Source organism: Maricaulis salignorans (assembly GCF_900103475.1).
In the GTDB taxonomy this organism is placed as follows: Bacteria; Pseudomonadota; Alphaproteobacteria; order Caulobacterales; family Maricaulaceae; genus Maricaulis; species Maricaulis salignorans.
The window spans coordinates 319,323-338,392 of record NZ_FNHG01000001.1; the positions used below are offsets into that span (position 1 = coordinate 319,323).

A 19,070-nucleotide genomic window follows, 5' to 3' on the forward strand; every position below is an offset into this window, starting at 1 on the left:
ATGACGAAGCCGGCTCCCGCCGCGAGATCCAGCGAACGCGGTATCACCCTGTTCGAACTCTTGGTGGTGCTGGTGATCCTGGCCCTGCTGGCGACCATCGTGGCGCCGCGGGTGATTGGTTATCTCGGTCGGTCGAAGACCGATGTCGCCCAGGCGCAATTATCCTCGATCGCGACCTCGCTTGAGCTCTTCTATCTCGATATGGGCCGCTATCCCGATATGGATGAGGGGCTTGAGGCGTTGATGGAGGCGCCCGAGGAGAGTGTGATGTGGCGCGGACCCTATTTCGGCAATAGTTCCGGGTTCAATGATCCCTGGGGCCGGCCCTATCTCTATCTGCGCGTCGAGCCGGGCGATCGCTTCACCCTGTCCACACTCGGGCGCGATGGCGAAGTTGGCGGCGAGGGCGAAGATGGTGATCTGTCACGCAGCTGATCCCCGGCGCGGATCGTCCGGCTCCGAACGGGGCATGACCCTGCTGGAATTGCTGATCGCGCTGAGTATCTTTGCTGCCATCGCGACATTGTCCGGCGTCGCCCTGTCCGGCTCGCTGGCGCATCTGCGCCATCAGCGTGCAGCGGAACTTCTGGTGTCCGATCTGCGCCGGGCCAGCCTGGCGGCCCGCAGCCTTGGCCGGGAAACCCGGATCAGCCTGTCGCCCGAAGGCTATGCCATTGAGGCGCTCGATATCGAGCGCGTCTGGCCGCGCGACGTGACGGCGCGCTGGCGCATACGCCAGGCCGGCTATTGGCAGACAGCGACCGGTCTTGCCCTGCCGGCGCGCACGGTCGCGTCGCCGGATGTCGAAGTGGAGATCATGCGCGGGGCTGACAGGATTGCGGTGCGGATCGATCCGGTGACGGGGCGCGTCCATGCCGGCTAGCAACAGCAAGGATGGCGGCTACGCCCTGACCGAAGTGCTGGTCGCCTCGGTGATTGCGGCGGCTGTGGTGACCACGGCGATGACGGGCATGGCGGGCGCCCTGCGCGGCGCGCAGGGCGCTTCCCGGATGCAGAATGTGCTGCTGGAAGGCGCCAATATCTCCGCCCGGCTGCGCGCCGGAGACCCAGCGGCCAATATCGCCGCCGACTATCCCGGCTGGCGGATCGATATCTCGGCCGTCGACCGGCCCGTTGACCCGCGCACTGGGGCTGTTCTGACGCGGGCGCATATCGAACATGTTGCGCCCTTGCTCGCCCTTGACCTGATCTATCTCGAGGATGGCTCGCTGGCGCAGGAAGCGCAGCCATGAACCGGTCGGAGCGCGACACGGCGGCGGGCTTTACCCTGATGGAGGCCTTGATCGCGGTCGTCATCCTGGCCGGGATCGCGGCCGTGCTTGTGCCAGCGGTCAGAACCGCTGTGCGGGTCGAGGCCCGGGCGGCGGGCCTGGTCGAAGGCCTCGAGACCCACGCGGCGATCGAAGATCTGATGCGCGAACTGTTATTGCGGGCCTATCGGGCCCCGCGCTCGGACGGGCAGGGACAATTTCGCGGCTCGGCGACATCGCTCAGTTTCCTTACCCTGGCGACGGCCGCCGACTTTCCCGAACCGGTGAGGCTGGACTATGATTCCGGCCAGCTGGAATTGACGCTGCCGCACCGTGCCGGGACACCGTCGAACGCCTATCGCTTTGTCCTGGTCGAGGATGTCGAGCGGGCCCGCTTCTCCTATTTCGGCGACGCTGATGATGGCCGCGGACAGGCCTGGCAGTCAGTCTGGGATCAGCCCGCTCCGCCCCAAATCGTGGCCCTGGACATCCAGGCCCGCAATGGCAGCGCCAAACGGATTGAAGCGCGCATTGGCGGTGCAGGCGCGTTTGATTGCCGCTTCGATTCTGGGCAAGGTGTCTGCCTGGGGGATACCGAGTGACGGCGAACACGATTCTGGGACGATTGACGCATGACGGCAGCGCCATTCTGGCCTGGGCGCTGGCGACCGCGCGTGCCTCGCTCCCGGCCGCGCTGCGCAATTTCGGCCGCCAGCCGGACGCACGTCTGTGCCGGCTCGGCGCGGATTCCCGCGTGACCGAGGCCGGTGTCCGCTATCGCTCCCTGCTCGGTGAAGCCTCGCTGGATGCCGCCGCTGATCCTGGCAGAACGGCCAATCTCCAGCTCGAATTGCCCGAGACCGACCAGTATCGCCGCGTGTTGACGGTCAGCGACAGTGTCGCGCGCCGGGGCCGCGCGGCGCTCGAATTGCGTCTCAATGAGTTCAGCCCCATCCCGGTGGAGCAGGCCAGTTTCGCGTCCCGGATCGTCGCGCCGCTCGAGGCGGGCGGCTATCAGGTCGAGGTCTCGGTGATCCGCACCCAGCGTCTGGAGCAGGCGATCGAGGCCCTGCCGGAGGCGCGGGGGCATTGGAGCATAGTGGGCGCGGTTGACGCGTCCGGTCAGCCGGGCTTTCAGTTCTCCAGCGGCCAGTCCGCACGCGCCGGGCACCAGATCGGGCGCGGGCCCGGCATGCTGGCGCTGGTCGCTGCCTGTGTACTCGCCTGCATGGCCTGGGCCGAGCGATTTTCCCGCGAAGCGGACGGTCTGGAATTGCAGCGCGCCGAGCTGATCAGCTTCGCCCGCGGCCTGCGCGACGCCGATCTCGAAATCCAGCGCGCCGATCAGGCCATCCAGGCCGGGAGCGGCAGTATTGCGCTGGCGCGTATTGTCGACGCCTTGCGTGATCTGGCCCTGCAGGAGCCGGCCGGGCTGGCCATCCAGGCGATCACGCTCGAGACGCCGGACACGCTTCTGATTGAGGGACCCCGCGCTGACGCTGCTGATGATTCCGGTGACGCCGGGCGTGTGCGGCTGGAATTGCCGCTGGAGGACGCGTCATGACGACCGTATTCGCCTCCCTGGACGCCCGTCTGCGCCGGCTTCTGGCCTGGGCGATTCTCGGTGCGCTGGCCTTGCTCGTCGCGGTGCCGCTTTTGATATCCGCATTCAGTGTGATCGGGGCATGGCAGCGCGCGGACCAATTGCGCCGCGATGTGTCGGCCCTGACCCTGCGGGTGAATGACCAATATGATGCGGTGACGGCCTGGTATGCGGCCAATGGCGAGACTGAAGACTCCCTGCGCGCCTACAGCGACCCCGATCTGGCACGCCAGGCGCTGGATGCCGATCTCGACCAGATTGCCGAGGTCCTGATCGACGCCGGCGCCCATTTGTTGCAGGCGCCCAGCGTGCAGCAATCCTCGCTCGGCGGGACTGTCACCGAACTGGTTGGCGAAGTCCGGTTTTCCGGCGCCCTGGGTGATGTTCTACGCGCCTTTGCGGCCCTGGAATACAGCCAGATCCGGATCGCCGACCTCAGCCTCAACGCTCTGTCCGGTCAGCCTGAGGGCCGGGTGCGTGGACGCCTGCAATTGCGTCGCCGCTATGTGACGGAGGCCGATGATGAGTCGTAGCGACATGCTTTGGTCCGGCGCGGTCCTGACCCTGATTGTGCTGAGTGGGCTTTCCTTCCTTCCGATCGGCCTGGCGCCGCCGCTGCGAGCCGCGCCAGCGCCGGTCGTGGAACCGGGACCGCTCGATCCGGCCCCCTGGGCCAACTGGCTGGAAGCGCGGATGCAGCCGCCGACGGCGGTGCCGATCCGGCAAACGGCTCCTGTCGATGACCTGGCGGGCTACACACTGGTCGGACTGGTCGAGGTGGATGGCCGGATGCTGGCAATGATTGCCGGGCAGGGCGGGACCCGCTCTCTGGCAGTAGGCGGCACCCTGGACGGTTATGAGGCGATGGCCATCGAAGCCGACCATATCCGGCTGGTGCGTGACGGAAATGAAATCACCCTGCGCCTCGACCGGTGAGTGAGGCTGGAGGTTTCGGGGGATTGGGCATATGGTCCCTCAACGGGAATTCTGGGGGAGATACGGGCGTGATTTTGCGGTGTTGGCGCGGTGGCATAGCCATTCTTTCGGTACTGGCATTGCAGGGCTGCTCCCTGGTAATGCCCGACGCTCGCGGCATTCATGCGGGCCAATACCCTGCGGCGCCTGTGCAGGCTGCGCAAAGCGCCCGCGAAATCGCCGTTCCGGGCCCGTCCGCGACGCCTGAAGCGGACACGGTCCAATCCGAGAGCGATCCCGATGACCGCGGCGGCGAACGCCTGGTCTATTTCGACCAGCAGCGCGGTACGCCCGCCACCAATGTCTCCGGAGATCGCAGCCTCGACAACCGCACCCTGCGCCTGAATTTCGTTGATGCGCCGGTCGCCGATGCTGTGCGCACAATCATTTCCGACGCGCTCGGCCGGCCGGTTCTGGTCGCTGCCGGCGTTGAGGGACGCATCACCCTGACATCGCCGGAGCCGACCTCGGCCCGAGTTGCCCTCGCGGCGCTGGAAACCGTTCTGAGCGAATCCGGCTTTGCCCTGATCGAACGCGAGGCCGGCTTTCTCCTGACCCGTGAGGGTGAGGCGCAGGCGAGCCTGTCGGAATATTCGACGTCGCTGGGCTATGGCGGCCGTGTTGTGCCGGTCACCCACACCAATCCAAGTTCCATCCTGGCCCTGATCGACCCCTTCCTGTCGGAACGGGTTGATGTCATTCCGCACGATGCGGAGGGCGTATTGGTCATCGCCGGCCCTGCCGGTGAGGTCGAGAGTGCGGTCGACGCCATCCAGACCTTTGACCGCCCCTTCCTGACCAATCGCATTTTCGGCATGTATGAGCTGCAATATGTGAATGCCGAGACGGCCAAGAGCGAAGTCGATTCCGTGCTTGCGGGCCTGGGTGGCGGAACCGGTGCGACAACGACGATCGCCCTGCCGCGCCTCAACCTCCTGTTTGTCGTCACGCGCGATCGCGCCCAGTTCGAACAGATCGGGGCCTGGATCACACGGTTCGACCGGCCTTCGGGCGGCGATGAGCGGCGTCTGCGCTATTATGTGGTGCGCAATACACCGGCCGCGACGCTGGCCTCGCAGATCACGGCGGCCTTTGCCGGTGGCGAGACCGGCGGGGCTGCGTCCTTCGGGCCTCAGCATTCCGGCGACGACAATGCCGCGTCCGGTTCGGCTGGCGATACTTCGCGTGGACCAGAGGGCCGGCTGGCGATCATTCCTGATCTGCTCAATAATGCCCTGATCATCCGCGCCACCGACCAGGAATACCGGGAAATTCTCGAACTGGTGCAGCGCATGGACGTGATGCCGCCACAGGTTCTGATCGAGGCGACCATCGCCGAGGTCCGGCTGGTCGACGGGCTGAGCTTTGGTGTGCGCTGGTATTTCGAAAACCAGACCGGTTCCGGTGTCTCGACCACCAGCTTCACCGATGATGTCAACGGCACGACCAATCCGGTCTTCCCCGGCTTCAATTACGCCTTCGCCGGCACGGATCTGCGCGCGACCCTGAATGCGCTCAATTCGATCACTGACGTGACCGTGCTGTCGGCGCCCTCGATCATGGTCCAGAATAATCAGACCGCGCATCTCCAGGTCGGCGATGAAGTGCCGATCGTGACCCAGACCGCCAGCTCCGTCAGCGAGTCAAATGCGCCGTTGGTCTCCTCCATCGAATTGCGTCAGACCGGCGTGATCCTGGAAGTCACGCCGCGCATCAATGCCAGCGGCATGGTGGTGCTCGATGTGATGCAGGAGGTGAGCAGTGTGCGCCCGACGACGACGTCCGGGATCGATTCACCGACCATCCAGAAACTGGAATTCACCAGCACGGTTGCCGTGCGCAGCGATAATACGGTGGCGCTGGGCGGTCTGATCCGCGAGGCTCATTCCGACAATGAAGCCGCGATTCCGCTGCTGGGCCGTATTCCCGGCCTGGGGAATGTTTTCAAGAACCGCGACATCAGCAGCGAGCGCAGCGAACTGGTCATCTTCCTGACGCCGCGGATCATAACGACGGACGAGGATGCCGCGAATGTATTGCTGCATGTCCGGCGCGAACTGGAAGCACTGGAAGCCAGGCGCAGCGACCTGTTTGAGTGATGAGCATCGCACGGAGGCATACGAGTCAGACCGGATCGGCGATTATTTTCGTCCTTTGGATGTCGGTGCTTCTCGCCGTCATCCTGGCCGGTGTCATGGCCATGACCCAGACCGAATTGCGCCTGGGCAACGGGCGCCGGAGCCTGCTTTCCGAACGGGAAGCCATGCTCTCCGCGCTCGACCTTGTGGCCTATGACACGGCGCTTGTCGGGCGCAGCTATATCGCCAGCCTGCCGCGCAGCGTAACCGTTGACGGCCAGCGGGTTCGCGTGGGCCTGGCGCCATCCCAAAGCCGGCTCGACATCAATATGGCGAATGACGAAGCCTGGATCGCGCTCTTTACCCGGTTGGGCGAAAGCGAGACTGCGGCCCGGCGTCTGGCTGACCAGATTCTCGACTGGCGCGATAATGACGAGATGGCGCGTCAATACGGCGCCGAACGCGCCGATTATCCGGCGGGCTCGCTGAAGGCGCCGCAGAATCGGCCCTTTATTACCGTGGCGGAGCTGGTCCAGGTGCTCGACATGACACCGCAGCGACTGGCCTGCGCAGCGCCCTATATCACCGTGTTTGGCGGCACGCCCGCCGGGGAGGTCGATCTGGCAGGTTCCGATGTCGCCGGTTCGATGGATGGCGTCCGTGTCGCGTTTCAGGCCGAGCTGGTCCAGCCCGATGGCGGCGCCGGCCGCCTCGCGGCGCTGGCCCTGTTTGGCGCCAATCGTGCCCGGCCGTTCGACTGGGTTGCCTTTCCGGTTCGGGAGTTTGATCCGGGCGGGTGCGGCGCAGCGGTTCCAGCAGGGGGAGAACCGGCATGAGCATGATGAATCCCGTATCCAGGGCTCACTCCAGACGGCTGATTTTCGCAGCGCTGCTGATCGCGACGCTCGCCTATATGTTCTGGACGGGCTCGCGCTATCCCTCGCTCGACGAGAAGGCGATGATGGGCGGCGCGATCCAGCTGGAGGATCCGCTCGGTTTCGAGGCGGTCCTGCCGATCGAGCGCGGTCTCTCGGTGATGCAGCGCATCGCCTATTCCACGGTCAACTGGATCGACACCAACAAGAAGGGGATGACGTTCGGCCTGTTGTTCGGCGCCGCCTTCCTGACCCTGCTCGGTTATTTGCGGCGGCGGAACTTCCGGCTGCCCTTCTCCAATTCCCTTTACGGCATGTTCCTCGGCGCACCGCTTGGCGTGTGCGTCAATTGTGCCGCGCCGATCGCGAAGGGGCTGTATCAGGGCGGCTCCCGGGCCGAGACGACATTGTCGGCCATGATCGCCTCGCCGACGCTGAATATCGTCGTAATGACGATGTCATTCTCGCTCCTGCCCTTTTATATCGCCGCAACCAAACTGGTCCTGAGCCTGTTCGTGATCCTGGTCGCCGTGCCGATCCTGTGCCGCTTCATCCCGCGCGAGAAACTGCTCAGCAATGTGACCGGCAGCGAGCGCGCACCCATGGCGCCCGCGCTCGATGAAGCGGATGATTTGCCGATCGAATCCTTTCCCCAGGCGGTGCTTCATTTCGGGCTCGATTTTGCCCGGAACCTCTGGTTCATCCTGAAAACGACCTTGCCGCTGATGTTGCTGGCCGGATTGCTCGGCGCCATTGCCGGCACGCTGATGCCGCCGCAAGGCCTGGCGCTCGGCGATTTCGGCCCGCTGGGGGTGGCTGTCGTCGCGGTGATCGGGACGTTCATGCCGGTGCCGATCGGCTTTGATGTCGTGCTGTCCGGTGCGCTGCTCAATGGCGGTGCCAGCCATGGCTTCATCATGGCACTGGTCTTCACGCTCGGCAGTTACAGCATCTATTCCTTCCTGATCGTCGGAACGTCGGTCGGCTGGCGGGCGGCTGTCATGCTGGGGGGGATCGTTATGGGGCTGGGCTTTGCCGCCGGGCTCGGGGCGGAAGCCTATCGCGATTTCCAGACCCGCCGGGCAATCGAAATGCTGGTCTCCGAAGCGGCTGCCGAACCGGCGCAGTCCCTGCTGCCTGCCGCGGCCCAGGCGGGGCCGGACGCGGCCGGATTCATCAGCCTGGAACGTCTGCCCTATGCGGCTTCGTCAGCGCCGCGCGGCGAGACGGCGTTTACCCGGCTCGAGGCCTGGCAGATCGGGATTGATCACCCGGTCGAGTTTTCCTTTGCCGATATGTGGCCGCCCTTCTGGGAAGGCCGCGCCATCACCTCCGGCGATATCGACCGCGATGGCGATGCCGATCTGGTTTTCGCCTCGACCCGCGCCGGTCTGCATATCTATCTCAATGATGGCAGTGGCCAGTTCGAGGCCGGGCAGAGCGAGATCGGCGCCGTGGCCGATTTGCCGGTCTTCAATGCCGTGCTGGTCGATATCGATGGCGATGGCTGGCTCGACCTGTTTCTCGCCACTTACCAGCAGGGTCTCTATGTCCTGCCCAATCGCGATGGCCGGTTTGATCCGGACGGTCTGCGGCCGGTGAGCAATCGTGAGGACGCCATCCTGGCCATGGCATTGAGCTTTGGTGATGTTGATCGCGATGGCGATCTTGATGTGGCGCTGGGGAATTGGGCGGCCGGCTGGTATCGGCGCATTCCCGGCGAGGAATCGCGCAACCGGATTGTATTCAATGATGGCGGCGCACTCTCCGGCGATGTGTTCGCGGACCTGCCCGGCATTCCCGGCGAGACCTTGTCCATCCTGCTCAGCGATCTCGACAATAACGGCACCCAGGATTTGCTGGTCGGCAATGATTTCGAAGTGCCTGACTATTTCTATCTCGGCGATGGCGATGGCGGTTTCAGCGCGATGACGCGCCAGGATGGCCGCATCCCGATGACCACGACGACAACCATGTCGGTCTCGGCCAATGATCTGACGAATAATGGTGAGCCCGAGATCTATCTGGCCCAGATCGCCGGCCGGGCCTCGGGGGTTTCCAGCCGCCTCAGAATGCAGCCGATCGAAGACTATTGCGACGGCATATTGCGCGAGGCCGACCGGGCCGTGTGTCAGCAGAATATGGATATCAAGAACTGGTACCGGCCCGGCAATGCGCTCGATCCGTCCTTCGCCAATCATTGCGCCCCGCTGGCCGAACCCTATCGCTCTGAATGCCGCGGCATGCTGATCAAGGATATCGCAATCCAGAACCGGAACCCGGACATGTGTGCGCTGGTCCCGGTCGGGCAGATCCGCGCGCGGCAGTATTGCGACATTCATTTCCAGCCATCGCGGCCGATGACGAGCAGCGAACAGGATGCGGCCATCCCGCAAATCCTCGCCCGCAACGTCCTGCTGCAGCCCGCCGGTGACGGCAGTTATACCGAACAGGCCCATGCGCTGGGCCTGGAGGTTGGCGGCTGGAGCTGGGATGTCTCGATCGCCGATTTCGACAATGATGGCTGGCAGGACGTCTATATCGTCAATGGCACCTGGGTGCCCAATGAGGTGACGCCGTCCAATATCTTCCTGCGCAATAATGGCGGCACCGGATTTGAGGAAGTCACCGAGGCCTGGGGTTTGAGCGATTACCTCATCACCGCAGCGGCGACGGTGACCGATATCGATCATGACGGCGATCTCGACATGATCACCGTTCCCGTCAACGGGCCGGCCGTGGTGTTCCTCAACAATGCGCGCGATACCCGTGCCATCGGCTTTGAGTTTGACGACCGGATCGGCAATCGTGACGGCATCGGCGCCCGCGTCGAGATCCGCTATGGTGAGAATGGCGAACAGATGCAGATGCGCGAAGTGCAGCTGGGTGGCGGCTATATGTCGTTTGACGCGCCGCTGGCCCATTTCGGACTGGGTGAGGCGACGCAGATCGACAGCGCGACGATCCGCTGGGCCGATGGCGGCGTGACGCGGATCGACGAGCCATTGCAGGCGGGCGCGACCTATCGGATTACCCGTACAGACATTGATCAGGGGCAAGCCCCGTTGGAGGACAGCCGGCCATGAATATGCGTTTGATAATTGGTGCCGTGGCGGGGATCGCCGTCCTGGCGGGCATCGCGGCCTGGAGTCTTTTTTCCGGCGACAGCCGGCCGGCACTGGATCCGGAACAGGTTGAAGCGACGATGGCGGAAGCTGAATCGGCCTATGCCGATACGGATTATGCACGGGTCGCGGAAATCCTGACCGGTCTGGCCGAACAGGGTGTGCCGCTGGCGCAATTCCGGCTGGGCCTGATGTATCGCGTGGGCCAGGGGGTCGAGGCTGACGAGGACACGGCGATCGAATGGCTCGTGCGGGCCATGGGGCAGGACTTTTCGCCTGCCCGCGCGCCTTTGGTGGAAATCTATCTCGAACGCGCCCGGAGTGCCGAAACAAACGCCGCCGGCGTGCCCTGGTATGAGCGGGCTGCGGCGCTGGACGAGCCCGACGCACAGGCCGTGCTGGGATCCTATTATCTGACCGGAACCGATGTGACCCAGGATGTCGCGCGCGGCATTGCCCTGCTCACCGCCGCCGCTGAAGCGGGCGATCTGCGGGCCCAGTCCAATCTTGGCTATGTCTATACCTCGGGAACCGGCGTCGCCGTTAATGATGCCGAGGCGTTTCGCTGGTATCTCGCCGCGGCCGAAGGCGGGCTTGTCCGGGCGCAGGCGGCCGTTGGTCTGTTCTACGAAACCGGCCGCGGCACCGAGGTCAATCTGCCGGAGGCGATCCGCTGGTATCTGAATGCGAATTCGGCCGACGCGCCCGGCACGGGGGCCCGGCTTGGCAATCTCGCCATCAATGGTGTGCTGGAAGGGCGCAGCTCGCAGGAGGTGACCGGCTGGGTCGCTGATGCGGCCCGCGCCGATGTTGACGGCGCCGTCGCCTGGCTGGAGGCTGCTGCGGAAACCGGTGATGCTGACGTCCTCAACCAGTTGGCCGAATTCTACGACACCGGCGAGGTCCTGCCACAGAACTCGGCGCTGGCGCTGGAGAATTATCGCCGTGCTGCTGAGGCCGGCTCGCCTCAGGCCCAGCTCGCCATGGCCCGGCGCTATGCGACCGGGAATGGCGTGACCCAGGATTATGTCGCCGCGCATGTCTGGGCCAATCTGGCCGCCGCCGCCGGTGTGCCGGGTGCCGCCGATGAGCGGACAGTCTTCGCCCAATTCCTCAGCCCCGAGGATCTGGCCCGCGCGCAGGCTCAGGCCACCGAGTGGAGGGCCGCCCATCGTGACGACTAGGTCTGGCCTTCTCTGCGCAGTGCTTGTCAGCCTGGCGATGTCCGGCATCGCACAGGCCCAACCGGTTGCAGGCGCGGACGGCGTGGTCGCACGCGCCACCCGCGCCATCGAGCAGGGCCATTATGGCGATGCGCACGAGCAACTGGCATCGCCCGCCCTGCGTGACGTCGCCGAGGCGCAGGCCCTGCTGGCCGATCTCTATCTGCGCGGGCTGGGCGTGCCGCAGAATTTTGGCACCGCGATGGACTATTACCGCAGGGCCGCGGACCTCGGGAGCATGTCCGCACAAAACGCACTGGGCCGCGCCTACGCCGAGGGCCAGGCTGTGCCGCGCGACGCCGAGCGGGCATTTGAATACCTGACGGCGGCGGCGATGACCGGCGTGCCGGGCTATCAGTCGGACCTGGCGCGGGCGCTGGAAACCGGCCTGGGCGGCGAAGCCCGGCCTGAGGCGGCGGCGAACTGGTATCAGCGCGCCGCGGACCAGGGCGATCTCGATGCCATGACAAGCCTTGGCGTCCTCTATCTTGAGGGCCGGGGTGTCGAGCGCGATGCCGACCGGGCGATCGAGCTTTTCTCGCAGGCCAGCGAAGGCGGCGATGCGCGTGCCCAGAATAATCTCGGGCTGATCTATGTTCGCGGTGAGGATGTCGAGCGCGATTATGAGCTCGCCTTCGAGTTGTTTTCCGTGGCCGCTGAACAGGGGCAACGCGAGGCGCTGACCAATCTGTCGGTGATGTATGCCAGCGGTTTTGGCGTCGCCGTCGATGAGGCGCAATCCGTGCGCCTGCTGGAACAGGCGCGGCGTGCGCGCGGGCTGACGCTTTCAGCGATGCTCGAGCGGGTCGGCTTCCCCTATGATGCCCGCCTGGCCGAACCGGACTGGAGCCAGCCCCTCAATCCAGCCAGTGAGCAGGCCGCCAATAGCGGTGATCCGGTCGCACTGTATGTGACGGCGCTGCGTTATCTCAATGGCGCCGGGGTTCGCCAGGATGTTCCCGCCGGCCTTGAGCGCATGGAGCGCGCAGCCGGGGCCGGCCTGGGTTCGGCCCAATTCATGCTCGGCCTGATGTATGCCCATGGCCGCAACCTGCCCCAGGATTACGGGCATGCCTATGTCTGGACGAGCCGCGCCGCGCTGGCCGCCGTCCCCGCCGCGGCCGAGGTTCGCGACGCCCTGGCGGCCGAAATGAGCGCCACGCAATTGCGGCAGGCCCAGCAGCGCGTTGCCGTCTTGCTCGAAGGCTCTGAATGACGGGCCGCGACGGCAGAGGGGCGAGGCTGGGCGCGAAACGTCAAAATAATTGCGTCACCGGGGGTGTCGTTATTGCAGGCTTGGTGTATAAAACCGGCGATGCAGTGTGAACACTGCGTATGTGACAATGCAGGGGGCGGGCTCAATGAATACGTTAAAGCTATTGGCGGCATCGGTCCTGACGGCTGGGTTGATCACGGCGTCGGCCGTGGCGCAACAGCCTGGTCTCTCGATGCAGGACGGGTTTACGGAACAATTCATCGGTTCGCGTCTGAGTTTTACCGCCGACCCCTCCCTGAGCAATTATACGCTTAGCGTGACCGGGCCGAATGGATATCATGGTCAGGTCGAGTCTGCGCGTGTGGCTCCGACCTTCCGCCTGGCCGATTTCGGCTCGGTGCCCGACGGGCTCTATACTTACGAAATGACGGCGGCGACGACTGAGCAACAAGTCTTGGCCACGCCACCTGTCGCCGGGGCTGATGGCCGTTCCGGACGGGCGCGCCCGGCATTGGTCGGCACTTCGATGTCCGGCTCGTTTCGCGTGGTGAATGGCCAAATTCTACAAATGGATCCGGCAGCGTCTGAGCGCTGATCGCACTTAAATTATCTGGGGATGAAGCTGATGAAATTCATGAACACGACGAGCGCTGCCGTTATTGCTGCCGCTGCCCTTATGGGGATGGCGAGCCAGGCGAAAGCAGACATCCAGCATCTCGATGACGTCATCATCACTTTCAGTCTCTGCGTCGGCAATGACTGCAATAATGGCGAAAATTTCGGGTTCGACACGCTTCGACTGAAGGAAAACAATCTCCGGATCCATTTCAACGATACCAGTGTTTCAGCCAGCTTTCCGACCCGTGACTGGCGCATTGTGGTGAATGACACCGGTAATGGTGGCGCGAATTATTTCGCGATTGAGGACAGTGACGCCGGCCGGATACCGTTCCGGATCCTGGCCGACGCGCCCAGCAACTCCCTGTATGTCGCCGCCAACGGCAATGTTGGCATGGGGACCGCTTCTCCCCTGGTCCAGCTGCACGTGACGGACGGCAATACGCCAACCATGCGTCTCCACCAGGATGGTACCAGCGGCTTTACCTCCCAGATCTGGGATGTCGGCGGCAATGAGGCCAATTTCTTCGTCCGCGACGTAACGAATGGTAGCCGGCTTGGCTTCCGGATCGAGCCCTCCACGCCTCAGGATACGCTCTATCTCGACAGCACCGGCAATGTCGGACTGGGCACGTCTGCTCCAACCTCGCCACTGCATGTGACCTCAACGAGCGCGTCAATCGCGCGGTTTACCGGTGCCGGAAACAAGTTCATTCACCTGACCAGCACCGATAATGACGGCGTTCAGCTCCGGCTTGAGTCGGACAGTCAGAACCGTCGGATCGTTGGCCTGAGCGGCGATGGAAGCACCAAGATGACCCAGCTCATCCTGGCAAACTCCGAGATCCGCTTGACCGGACCGAGTGATGTCTGGGCCACGATCGATGCCAGCGGTATCACAACGGTCGGCCCAACCTGTAATCCTGGCCCCTGTGACCTGACCTTCGATCCTGAGTATTTTCAGGTGCCTTCGATCGAGGATCACGCGGCTGCCATGTGGGAAAACCGTTATCTCGACGCGGTCGGTCCAACGAGCCCCAATGAGCCCTTCAACGTGACCCAGAAGGCCGGCGGCATGCTGCACGAGCTGGAAGTCGCACACATCTATATCGAGCAATTGAACACGCGCCTGGCCGCGCTTGAACAACAAGTCGCGGAAGTTCAGCCCTGATCTGCTGAACGGTCAGTCGACGCTCAATCGAGACCCTGCGGCCGCCTTCCCTGATCGGGGAGGGCGGTCGTTTCTTTGGCGGTTCTGCCGCTCCCTGTCCGTGGGGCCCGACCCGTCCCGGCGCTCAGCCGTCGGCCGGTCGCCTCAGGCCTGGTGCCGGCGGTGTCTCGGGCGGGCCGGCGAAGCATTGCGCCCTGGCCATCCAGGCCGCGGCAGTCTCACCAGCTGTGTCCAGCTCGACATCGGCGATATTGCGCACCTGGGTCACGACCTGGCAGAAAGCTTCGGCCGTGCCGCTAATCATATTGGCCGGATCCGGCTCCCCCCAGGTCCAGGTCTCGCCCGATGGTGCGGTGAGTGAGAGGAAGGGCCGGGCTTCGGGCAGGGGCAGTCCATTGACGCGGAAGGTCCAGGCGAAGGTATTGGCGCCCAATTGCACGATATTGCGGATGCGGTCGGTATTGATCCGGGTGACACCGAGCGCATCGAAAGCGGCCTGGCCATGGGCCCAGGTCTCCATCTGACGCGCCGTCAGGCTGGAGCGGGCACTCATCGCCGGTCCGGCCCATTTCAGGCGCGTCTTCGGATCAATCTCGGCAAAGCTCGCCGCGAGTTGTTCGGCAAAGCCGGACCATTCATCGAGCAGGGCATGGCCGCTCAATCCGCCAAACATTTCACGCTCCAGCGTGCGCATCCCGCCCGGGTCGGTCAGGCTGAAGACCCGTCCAAGCAGGCGTTCAAGCTCGGCTTCGTCATGGACCTGCAGATAGGCGGCACGGTTCCAGAAGTGCAGGTGGCGCAATATGTCATTGATCGTCCAGGCCTTGAACAGGGTGGGCTGGTCGAACTGGGCGTCTGTGAGCGGATCGAGCAGGGTCTTGAGGGCCAGGTTCTCGGCCCGGAAATCATCGGCGATGGCGTGCATGCTCAGCCCTCCATTTCGAGAAAGTTCGACAGACGCTCAAAAGCGGCAACAAAGTCTTCCTTGAAACATTGCACCACGGCGCCGGTCGACATGGCCTGGTTCATCAAACCCACGCCTTGCCCGACCCAATAGGTGTCGAGCGCCATCGCGCCTTCATGACCGCCGCCGGAGAGGTCGCGGATCTTCTGCAGGGCCGGTTCGCTGACCAGTGCCTGCAATGGCATGGGCAGAGGCACAGGGCCTTCCTGGTCCCAGGCCTCCGTCCAGGGCGAGCGTAATTGCCGCGAGGGTTTGCCGGTGCGTGATTTCGAGCGGACCGTGTCGCGCGAGGCGGCGGCGAGCATTTTCTCCTTCACCACCGGGCTGGTCTCGGCCTCCGCCGTCGTCAGCCAGACCGAGCCGCACCAGGCCCCCGACGCACCCATCGCCATCGCCGCCGCCATCTGGCGCCCGGTGGTAATGCCGCCTGCAGCCAGTATGGGCACATTGCCATAGGGCTGGATCGCTTCATGCACTTCCGGCACCAGCACCATGGTCGAAACCTCGCCGCAATGCCCGCCGGCCTCGCCGCCGGCGACGACCAGGATATCGACCCCGGCCTCGACCTGTTTGATCGCGTGTTCCTTGGTGCCAACCAGGGCCGCCACCGCGACGCCGTGCTCCTTCGCCATGCTGAGCATGTAATCGGGCGGAATGCCCAGCGCATTGGCGATCAGCTTGATCGGGTGTTTGAAGGCGACCTTCAGCGAGGCCATGGCGCCCTCTTCGGTCAGGTTCTCGGCGAATTGCAGGAATTCGCCGCGTCCCGACTCAATCGAGCTGGCATCAATGCCATAGCGGCCGAGCACTTCGGAGGCGAAATCCTTGTGGGTGTCCGGCACCGCGCCGAGCAGGCGTTCCGGGTCGAGCGCTGTACCCTTGCCCTCGAAGCGGTTGGGCACGATCAAATCGACGCCGTAAGGCTTGCCGTCGACATGGGCGTCGATCCAGGCGAGCTCTTCCTCGAGCCGGTCGGGCGGCAGATTGACGGCGCCGAAAATCCCCATTCCGCCGGCATTGGTGACGGCCGCGACCACATCGCGGCAATGGCTGAAACCGAGCAGCGGAAATTCGATGCCCAGCATGGTGCAGATCGGAGATTTCATGGTGCGTCGTCCTGTTTTGTCGTGTCGGGTTCGATGACGAAGAGGAGCTGGCCGGATTTGACCTGGCTGCCGCTCGCCTGTCCGATCTCGCGGATTGTACCATCGAGATCGGCGCGGATTTCATGTTGCATTTTCATGGCTTCGAGAATGGCGATGCGCTCGCCCTTCGCGACCCGGTCGCCGGTAGCGATGCAGATCTCGACCAGCAGGCCGTGCATCGGCGCCGCTACCTGTCCCGATGCCGCCGTTTCACCGCGCGCCTGCGGGGCGCCGACCTGATTGCCCAGGGTGACGGCGTGATCGCCGATCATCAGGAAAATCCGTGCCCGGTCGAGATGTTCGAAACGGGCTCGCTGGCGTTTGCCGTCAATCATCAGGCGGGCCTGTCCCGGGCTTTCCGTGATGATCTCGACGAGGTGGAAATTGTCGGCAAGCTGCACCCGGTAGGCGTCTCGCCCGAGCGAGACGGCTGAGGCGGTCACGGGTAGATCCATGCCCTCGATCCGATAGGCAAAGCTGGAGGTCAGACGGCCGGCGCTGTGCCAGCCCAGCAGCGCAGCGGGCAGGGCATTCGCGGTCTGAAGCGCGTCGCGCGCGGCCTGCCGTAATTGCAGCACGCCGGCCGCCGCCAGGACGCCGCCCGGCAGACCCGCCGGTTTGAATTCGCCACCGGGCAACATCTCGCCGATGAAGGCCGTCGTCGCTTCGCCAGACTGGAAAGCCGGTTCGCGCACGGCGGCGAGCAGGAAATCGCGATTGGTCTGCAGCCCGGCAATGCCCGTCGCCTGCAGCGCCCCCTCAAGCCGCTGGCAGGCAATGGCGCGGCTGGGGCCCCAGGCGATGATCTTGGCGATCATCGGATCATAATGGGGTGAGACCGCGCTGCCCGATTCAATTCCGGCATCGACGCGAATGCCCTCGCCAGCCGGTGCAATCCAGCGCTCGATATCGCCTGAACAGGGCAGGAAGCCCTGCGCCGGGTCCTCGGCATAGAGCCGTGCCTCAATGGCATGGCCGGCGAGCCGGATATCTTTCTGGGTGAGGCCCAGCGGCGCACCACTGGCGACGCGCAATTGCAGCTCGACCAGGTCCAGCCCCGTCACCATTTCCGTCACCGGATGCTCGACCTGGAGCCGCGTATTCATCTCCAGGAAATGGAAACGCCCATCGGCCTCCAGCATGTATTCCACCGTGCCGGCCCCGACATAATCAACCGATTGCGCAGCGAGCACGGCGGCCGCCCCCATCTTCGCACGCAGGGCGTCCGTCATCGCCGGGCAGGGCGATTCCTCGAGCACTTTCTGGTGCCGTCTCTGCACCGAACAATCGCGCTCGCCCAGATGGATCGCATGGCCCTGGCTGTCGCAGAAAATCTGGATCTCGACATGGCGCGGCTGGTCCAGCGCCCGCTCCAGGATCAGGTCCGACGCCCCGAAGGCCTGCTGCGCTTCTGAGCGTGCCAGTGGCAGGGCCGCGATCAGCTCCGCCTCATTCTCGACCCGCCGCATCCCGCGCCCGCCACCCCCGGCTGCCGCCTTGATCATGATCGGATAGCCGATGGAACTCGACGCCGCCAGGAAGGCCTCGTCCGACTGGTCACTGTCCTGATAGCCGGGCAGGCAGGGCACACCCGCCGCGACCATGCGCCGTTTCGCGACCGCCTTGTCGCCCATCACCGCAATCGCCTCCGGCGAGGGTCCGATGAAGACCAGGCCGGCCTCGAGGCAGGCCCGGGCGAAATCCGCATTCTCGGAGAGGAAGCCATAGCCGGGATGGATGGCCTCGGCGCCGCTCGACATGGCGGCCTCGATCAGGCGTTCGATCGAGAGATAGGATTGCGCCGCCGCATCCGGTCCGAGCAGGACGGCATCATCGGCGAGGCGGACATGTGGCGAACAGCTGTCGACCGGCGAATGAACAGCAATCGTGCGGTAACCCAGCCGGCGGGCTGTAGCGATGATACGGCAGGCTATTTCACCACGATTGGCGATCAGGATGGAGCGGAAGGGAGAGGCGGTCATCATCTACTCCCCGGCCCAGACAGGCCTGCGTTTTTCGATAAAGGCCGCAATGCCCTCGCGCGCCTCATCGCCCAGCATGCAATCGGCAAAGCCCTCCGCGGCGAGCTGGGTCATCGCGTCCGGCGGCGTGTTCTGAGTGGCGAGAACCAGCGCCTTGGTGACGGCATTCGCCTGCGGTGCACAGCGCAAAACCTGCTCCCGGATCGCGGCTTCCAGAGGCGCGATGTCGCTGGCCTCCGGTGCCAGAAAGTCTGCCAAACCAATCGTTTGGGCTTCGGCCCCCTTGAAGCGAGCCGCCGTCAGCATCAGCCGCCGCGCCGTTGACAGACCCAGGCGCTGCACCACGAAACGCGCAATCTGTGCCGGCGGAATTCCCAGCGTGGTTTCCGTCAGAGCAAAGCGCGCATCGGCTGTCACGATCACCAGATCCGCGCAGCAGACCAGTCCGAAACCGCCTGCCATGGCAGCCCCTTCGACGATCACGATGACGGTTTGCGGCAACGTATTCACCGTATTGAACAAGGCGCCGGCCTGCCGGCTCGCCTCGATCACCGCGCCGCGATCACCCTGGCCCTGCAGCTCGGTTCTGAAGCCCTTGAGATCGCCGCCCGAACAGAAAATTCCGTTGCGTCCACGCAGGGTTACGCCGCGAATATCACGCCTCGGGCGTACCGCTTCGAGCACCGCCATCAGCTCTGCCGACAGCTCGGCGGAGAGAGCGTTGCGGTTGTCCGGCGTATTGAACCAGAGCGTCAGCCAGCCGCCTTCCAGCTCCTGATCAATCGTGCTGGTTTGGGGTAATTCATTGATTGTACGCATTGTTC

18 protein-coding genes are annotated in these 19,070 nt (G+C 64.4%); 14 read left to right on the forward strand and 4 right to left on the reverse strand.

The annotated features are described in order from the left end of the window. From gspG to BLT42_RS01420, 14 genes are all read left to right on the forward strand, one after another. Positions 1-435, forward strand: coding sequence for a type II secretion system major pseudopilin GspG (gene gspG / locus BLT42_RS01355; protein WP_091765599.1), 435 nt, complete (start codon positions 1-3; stop codon positions 433-435). Beyond that, positions 413-883 carry a type II secretion system protein gene (locus BLT42_RS01360; protein ID WP_267887686.1) on the forward strand — a complete coding sequence of 157 codons (471 nt, stop codon included), beginning with the start codon at positions 413-415 and terminating at the stop codon, positions 881-883. The genes gspG and BLT42_RS01360 overlap by 23 nt, the downstream gene beginning before the upstream one ends. After that, positions 873-1,253 (forward strand): hypothetical protein, encoded by a 381-nt coding sequence (locus BLT42_RS01365; protein WP_091765605.1) that lies wholly within the window; start codon positions 873-875, stop codon positions 1,251-1,253. Before BLT42_RS01360 ends, BLT42_RS01365 begins: the two co-directional genes overlap by 11 nt. After that, positions 1,250-1,873, forward strand: a complete 624-nt coding sequence (locus tag BLT42_RS01370) for a hypothetical protein (RefSeq protein WP_091765610.1) — start codon at positions 1,250-1,252, stop codon at positions 1,871-1,873. The genes BLT42_RS01365 and BLT42_RS01370 overlap by 4 nt, the downstream gene beginning before the upstream one ends. Continuing rightward, positions 1,870-2,835, forward strand: coding sequence for a hypothetical protein (locus tag BLT42_RS01375; protein ID WP_143023993.1), 966 nt, complete (start codon positions 1,870-1,872; stop codon positions 2,833-2,835). The genes BLT42_RS01370 and BLT42_RS01375 overlap by 4 nt, the downstream gene beginning before the upstream one ends. Next, complete coding sequence (locus BLT42_RS01380) at positions 2,832-3,407, forward strand: hypothetical protein (RefSeq protein ID WP_091765616.1); 576 nt, start codon at positions 2,832-2,834, stop codon at positions 3,405-3,407. Before BLT42_RS01375 ends, BLT42_RS01380 begins: the two co-directional genes overlap by 4 nt. Further along, on the forward strand, positions 3,397-3,810 hold the full coding sequence (locus BLT42_RS01385) for a hypothetical protein (RefSeq protein WP_143023994.1): 414 nt from the start codon (positions 3,397-3,399) through the stop codon (positions 3,808-3,810). Before BLT42_RS01380 ends, BLT42_RS01385 begins: the two co-directional genes overlap by 11 nt. Positions 3,811-3,950: 140 nt before the next feature. Then, positions 3,951-5,948, forward strand: coding sequence for a type II secretion system secretin GspD (gspD, locus tag BLT42_RS01390; RefSeq protein WP_091765622.1), 1,998 nt, complete (start codon positions 3,951-3,953; stop codon positions 5,946-5,948). A 59-nt stretch (positions 5,949-6,007) separates the two neighbouring features. Continuing rightward, the gene (locus BLT42_RS01395) at positions 6,008-6,763 is read left to right on the forward strand and encodes a type II secretion system protein GspK (protein ID WP_176780193.1); all 756 of its coding nucleotides are present in this window, start codon (positions 6,008-6,010) and stop codon (positions 6,761-6,763) included. Beyond that, entirely contained in the window at positions 6,760-9,888 is a 3,129-nt protein-coding gene (locus BLT42_RS01400; protein ID WP_091765629.1) for an FG-GAP-like repeat-containing protein, read from the forward strand. Before BLT42_RS01395 ends, BLT42_RS01400 begins: the two co-directional genes overlap by 4 nt. Then, the gene (locus BLT42_RS01405; RefSeq protein WP_091765632.1) at positions 9,885-11,111 is read left to right on the forward strand and encodes an SEL1-like repeat protein; all 1,227 of its coding nucleotides are present in this window, start codon (positions 9,885-9,887) and stop codon (positions 11,109-11,111) included. The genes BLT42_RS01400 and BLT42_RS01405 overlap by 4 nt, the downstream gene beginning before the upstream one ends. Further along, complete coding sequence (locus tag BLT42_RS01410; RefSeq protein WP_176780194.1) at positions 11,101-12,366, forward strand: tetratricopeptide repeat protein; 1,266 nt, start codon at positions 11,101-11,103, stop codon at positions 12,364-12,366. Before BLT42_RS01405 ends, BLT42_RS01410 begins: the two co-directional genes overlap by 11 nt. Before the next feature lie 145 nt (positions 12,367-12,511). After that, on the forward strand, positions 12,512-12,961 hold the full coding sequence (locus BLT42_RS01415; RefSeq protein ID WP_143023995.1) for a hypothetical protein: 450 nt from the start codon (positions 12,512-12,514) through the stop codon (positions 12,959-12,961). 30 nt (positions 12,962-12,991) lie between these two features. Then, positions 12,992-14,155: a hypothetical protein gene (locus BLT42_RS01420; protein ID WP_143023996.1), complete on the forward strand. Its 1,164-nt coding sequence runs from the start codon at positions 12,992-12,994 to the stop codon at positions 14,153-14,155. A 124-nt stretch (positions 14,156-14,279) separates the two neighbouring features. Here BLT42_RS01420 and BLT42_RS01425 read toward each other — a convergent pair whose 3' ends face one another. The 4 genes from BLT42_RS01425 to BLT42_RS01440 are packed head-to-tail and all read right to left on the reverse strand — an operon-like array spanning position 14,280 to position 19,065. Further along, positions 14,280-15,080: a TIGR03084 family metal-binding protein gene (locus BLT42_RS01425; protein WP_091765645.1), complete on the reverse strand. Its 801-nt coding sequence runs from the start codon at positions 15,078-15,080 to the stop codon at positions 14,280-14,282. Between the two features lie 2 nt (positions 15,081-15,082). Beyond that, a complete protein-coding gene (locus BLT42_RS01430; protein WP_091765648.1) occupies positions 15,083-16,225 on the reverse strand; it encodes an NAD(P)H-dependent flavin oxidoreductase in 1,143 nt (380 codons plus the stop codon). After that, on the reverse strand, positions 16,222-18,249 hold the full coding sequence (locus tag BLT42_RS01435; protein WP_233342250.1) for an acetyl/propionyl/methylcrotonyl-CoA carboxylase subunit alpha: 2,028 nt from the start codon (positions 18,247-18,249) through the stop codon (positions 16,222-16,224). Before BLT42_RS01435 ends, BLT42_RS01430 begins: the two co-directional genes overlap by 4 nt. Further along, entirely contained in the window at positions 18,250-19,065 is an 816-nt protein-coding gene (locus BLT42_RS01440; protein WP_233342251.1) for an enoyl-CoA hydratase/isomerase family protein, read from the reverse strand. Positions 19,066-19,070: the final 5 nt, after the last annotated feature.

Coding starts and splice junctions, on each gene's coding strand:
- gspG (WP_091765599.1), top strand. CDS start 1: ATGACGAAGCCGGCTCCCGCCGCGAGATCCAGCGAACGCGGTATCACC.
- BLT42_RS01360 (WP_267887686.1), top strand. CDS start 413: ATGGTGATCTGTCACGCAGCTGATCCCCGGCGCGGATCGTCCGGCTCC.
- BLT42_RS01365 (WP_091765605.1), top strand. CDS start 873: ATGCCGGCTAGCAACAGCAAGGATGGCGGCTACGCCCTGACCGAAGTG.
- BLT42_RS01370 (WP_091765610.1), top strand. CDS start 1,250: ATGAACCGGTCGGAGCGCGACACGGCGGCGGGCTTTACCCTGATGGAG.
- BLT42_RS01380 (WP_091765616.1), top strand. CDS start 2,832: ATGACGACCGTATTCGCCTCCCTGGACGCCCGTCTGCGCCGGCTTCTG.
- BLT42_RS01385 (WP_143023994.1), top strand. CDS start 3,397: ATGAGTCGTAGCGACATGCTTTGGTCCGGCGCGGTCCTGACCCTGATT.
- gspD (WP_091765622.1), top strand. CDS start 3,951: ATGCCCGACGCTCGCGGCATTCATGCGGGCCAATACCCTGCGGCGCCT.
- BLT42_RS01395 (WP_176780193.1), top strand. CDS start 6,008: ATGTCGGTGCTTCTCGCCGTCATCCTGGCCGGTGTCATGGCCATGACC.
- BLT42_RS01400 (WP_091765629.1), top strand. CDS start 6,760: ATGAGCATGATGAATCCCGTATCCAGGGCTCACTCCAGACGGCTGATT.
- BLT42_RS01405 (WP_091765632.1), top strand. CDS start 9,885: ATGAATATGCGTTTGATAATTGGTGCCGTGGCGGGGATCGCCGTCCTG.
- BLT42_RS01415 (WP_143023995.1), top strand. CDS start 12,512: ATGAATACGTTAAAGCTATTGGCGGCATCGGTCCTGACGGCTGGGTTG.
- BLT42_RS01420 (WP_143023996.1), top strand. CDS start 12,992: ATGAAATTCATGAACACGACGAGCGCTGCCGTTATTGCTGCCGCTGCC.
- BLT42_RS01425 (WP_091765645.1), bottom strand. CDS start 15,080: ATGCACGCCATCGCCGATGATTTCCGGGCCGAGAACCTGGCCCTCAAG.
- BLT42_RS01430 (WP_091765648.1), bottom strand. CDS start 16,225: ATGAAATCTCCGATCTGCACCATGCTGGGCATCGAATTTCCGCTGCTC.
- BLT42_RS01435 (WP_233342250.1), bottom strand. CDS start 18,249: ATGATGACCGCCTCTCCCTTCCGCTCCATCCTGATCGCCAATCGTGGT.
- BLT42_RS01440 (WP_233342251.1), bottom strand. CDS start 19,065: ATGCGTACAATCAATGAATTACCCCAAACCAGCACGATTGATCAGGAG.